Below are 3,160 nucleotides of genomic sequence, written 5' to 3' on the forward strand. Positions count from 1 at the left end.
CGGCCACCTGTGTGCCGGACCCCGCTTGGGCGATGCCAACGCGCATACCTTCAAGATCGGCAAGGCTGTCGATGCTTTCACCAGCGGGCATAACAAGGTGCAGGTCTTCGGGGAAGAGGTTGGCAATAATGCGCAGGTTTGGGTGCGGCTTGCCTTCGAATTTACCCTCACCAAGGAACATGGAACGGGTGACGTCAGCGGCGGCAAGGCCTGCCTCAAGCTCACCGTTCTGGACGGCGGCGTTATTGAAGACTGACGCGGTGGTAGACTGCGCAATTGCGATCAAGCCGGGCACGCCACATTGACCACCTTCGTCGCAAGGGCGCGAGCCGGGAGGATTGGAAATCCCGTTGGCGATCGTACCGCCGATGGGGAAATACGTGCCGCCAGCACCGCCGGTGCCAATGCGAAAGAAGGACGGGTCTTGTGCGGCGACAGGACCAGCGATCAGGGCTGACGCGAACAGAGCGCCCGAAATTGACTTGAGCAGTGTCATAGTAATCTCCGTGTTGGGTGGATCGGTCTTAATCGCCAATCCCGCATCAAAGAAGTTAACCTCCTTAACCTATATACTCAAATTAGAAGTTGTTTTCTATTTATAAATTGTGCTAATTAATCAGTATGAATCTGTCACAGCTCACTGTATTTCGCGAGGTCATGAAAACGGGCTCGATGTCCGAAGCCGCCCATAACCTGGGGCGTAGCCAACCCGCGATCAGCCTTTCGATCAAAAGTCTTGAAGAGGCGCTTGGTGTGGCGCTGTTTGAGCGCGATACCCGCAATATGAAACCGGTGCCCGAAGCGTTTTACCTGCTTGCTGAGGCCGACAGTGTGCTAGGCCAGATGGCGCAGTTGCAGCGCACGATGAAGCGGATGCAGGTAGGCGATGAAGGTGATATGCAACTTGCCGTCATGCCGGGTGTCGCCACGGTTCTATTTCCTGAATTTCTCGCCCATTTTGCTAAATCCCGACCTGATGTTACGCTGTCCTTGCACACACGCAGTTCCACGCAATTGCGGGAACTGGTGAGCAGCCAAGGTGCTGACTTCGGTTTTGGCGACTACGACGAAGACCACAGCCGTACGCTGCAAACCAGTATCACTAAAGTGTCTGCGAACAGCTTTCTGGCGCTCCCAGCCGCCCACCCTTTAGCATCCCTTGACGTAATTCCGTTGGATGCCTTGGAGGGCCTCACTTTGGGTGCAATGCAACCTGACCACCGTTTTGAGGGTCGTGTACAAACTGCGTTGGCCGGCAACGGCGTGAAAACAAACGTGCAGTATCGCAGTCAAACAGTTCTGCCATTACTCAAATTTGTGAGTGCCGAACTGTGCTGCGCTATCGTCGATCCGCTGACCGTTCTAAGCGCTAAATTGATAGGTTTTGAGCAAAGTGAGGTTGTGTTCCGCAATTTGGCCCAGGATATCCGCTACGACTATGCGATCCTCGTGCCAAAGCTGCGCCCGTTGTCAGCTTTGTCCCGTCATCTTGCCGCTGAATGGGAAGCAAAGTTGCTCCGAGAGCTGATCGATCTAGGCTCGCAGCCTACCCGCGATGTCATCAACTGAAGGCATGCCGTGTTTTTCGAGTTCCCTATTTATACGCCTTGCAGGCAGTTCTGTCCATTTCTGCCTGGCTCACAGAAGCTGACATTTGCTGCAGGTGCACCTACGACCACTGTTGGGTTTTCGAGTGCAGCTGGTGGCAGAACCAAATGCACTCAAGGATGCCCTTGAATTCGGCCCAGTTATTGATCCTTGAGAAACGTCCTGATTGCATCGGCAACTCGGACTGGGGCTTCCATCTGTGGTGAATGGCCCGCCCCGGGCAGCAGAACAAGTTCTACGTCGAGGATACGGTCCGCGTAGTCCAAAGCCACTGCAAAGGGCACGACGGCATCCTCTTGCGCCCATAGCACCATTACCGGGACGGACAAAGTGGTGATCCGGTCTGACGGATCATGGTTTGCACCTTCCCGAACGCTCACAGCCAGTTTGTTGATAAAATCGGCACGGGCGTTGGTTGTTGCGATCAGGTGCCGCTTAACTGGCCCCGGTATGCTTGACGGATTATACAGAACCCGCGCCGTCACCGTGTCGAAATCAGCCTCGGTTTCAAGCGGTGCACCAAAGCCGCCGTAGACAACGGTATCATCCACAACTAGCCCCGGCGCATCGATAAGGATAAGTCAATCCATCCTTTCCGGGTGATCGAGAGCGTAGGCCGTTGCGGTATGTCCGCCCATCGAGTTGCCAACAAGAAAGAACGTCTCAAGACCCATCGTGTCAAACAGATTGGCCACAAACGCCTCGTGCCCACGATGCTGTAAGCCCGGTCTGGATCGGCAACATTTGCACCGTGTCCCATCAAATCGGGCAAGATTACGTGATAGCTTTCGGTCAGAGCGCCGGCAGTGCCAACAAAGGAATGCCGATCATCCGGCATCCCATGCAGCATGACCAACGTCGGATCCGTCCCGCTAACACGGTAATGGGTTTCGTAGCCATCAACCATCACCGTGTTAGCGGTCAGACCTGCCGACCGTGCCGCTTGTGATTGTGTGAAAGCAATAACAGAACCCGGTGCAAAGTTAGGTGTTTGATCCCATAATTTGATGGTGCGATCTGTTTTTGGAATCGAAGGAAGCATTGTGGGACAAGTGCTTCACGGGAGTGCCACGCACTGTTACCCGGCAGGCGATGTGCATCGCAAATCTGCCGGGAGGGCACGCACGCGGTCAGAGCAGCAATACAGCGATCGCAAACTTTGATCGCGGCGCTGAGCACGGAACCCGGGATCACCCCGAAGACGGTTGCCAAGTGGCGAAAGCGCGAGACCGTTGAGGATCGCAAAACAGGCCCGAAAGAGCCGCGCTCAACCACTCTCAGCCAAGCCGAGGAGGCAATGATCGTCGCATTTCGGCGGCATAGGCTGCTGCCGTTGGATGATTGCCTCTATGCGCTCCGGCCCTCGATCCCGCATCTGACGCGGTCAGCGCTGCGTCGGTGCCTTCAGCGACATAGCATGTCGCGCTTGCCGGATGTCGAGGGCGACAAGCCTAAGCGGCAGAAGCTCAAGCGCTACCCGATCGGGTTTTTCATATCGATATTGCCGAGGTGCAGACTGCGGAGGGTAAGCTGTATCTTTTCGTCGGCATTG

3 protein-coding genes and 3 pseudogenes are annotated in these 3,160 nt (G+C 55.5%); 2 read left to right on the forward strand and 4 right to left on the reverse strand.

Annotation, left to right across the window (positions count from 1 at the left end; genetic code table 11):
• Nucleotides 1-496: TAXI family TRAP transporter solute-binding subunit (locus tag KMP13_RS18015; protein WP_215267364.1), on the reverse strand; the 496-nt coding region annotated here is incomplete at its 3' end.
• A gap of 125 nt (nt 497-621) precedes the next feature.
• Here KMP13_RS18015 and KMP13_RS18020 point away from each other — a divergent pair.
• Nucleotides 622-1,569: a LysR family transcriptional regulator gene (locus KMP13_RS18020; RefSeq protein WP_285895567.1), complete on the forward strand. Its 948-nt coding sequence runs from the start codon at nt 622-624 to the stop codon at nt 1,567-1,569.
• 179 nt (nt 1,570-1,748) lie between these two features.
• Here the strand turns inward: KMP13_RS18020 and KMP13_RS20695 are convergent, their stop codons facing one another.
• The 3 genes and pseudogenes from KMP13_RS20695 to KMP13_RS21000 all read right to left on the reverse strand — a co-directional run.
• On the reverse strand, nt 1,749-2,159 hold the full coding sequence (locus KMP13_RS20695) for an alpha/beta fold hydrolase (RefSeq protein ID WP_215267366.1): 411 nt from the start codon (nt 2,157-2,159) through the stop codon (nt 1,749-1,751).
• A gap of 30 nt (nt 2,160-2,189) precedes the next feature.
• Nucleotides 2,190-2,306, reverse strand: a pseudogene (locus KMP13_RS18030) (alpha/beta fold hydrolase); the annotation flags it as partial.
• Between the two features lie 41 nt (nt 2,307-2,347).
• A pseudogene (locus tag KMP13_RS21000) lies at nt 2,348-2,650 on the reverse strand (alpha/beta fold hydrolase); the annotation flags it as partial.
• Nucleotides 2,651-2,702: 52 nt separating this feature from the next.
• Between KMP13_RS21000 and KMP13_RS20700 the strand changes: the two are divergent.
• Nucleotides 2,703-3,160: pseudogene (locus KMP13_RS20700) on the forward strand (IS481 family transposase); the annotation flags it as partial.

The organism is Epibacterium ulvae (assembly GCF_018678075.1).
Taxonomy (GTDB): domain Bacteria; phylum Pseudomonadota; class Alphaproteobacteria; order Rhodobacterales; family Rhodobacteraceae; genus Epibacterium; species Epibacterium ulvae_A.

Excerpts from the sequence above, each read along its gene's own strand:
- KMP13_RS18020 (WP_285895567.1), top strand. The coding sequence starts at position 622 with ATGAATCTGTCACAGCTCACTGTATTTCGCGAGGTCATGAAAACGGGC.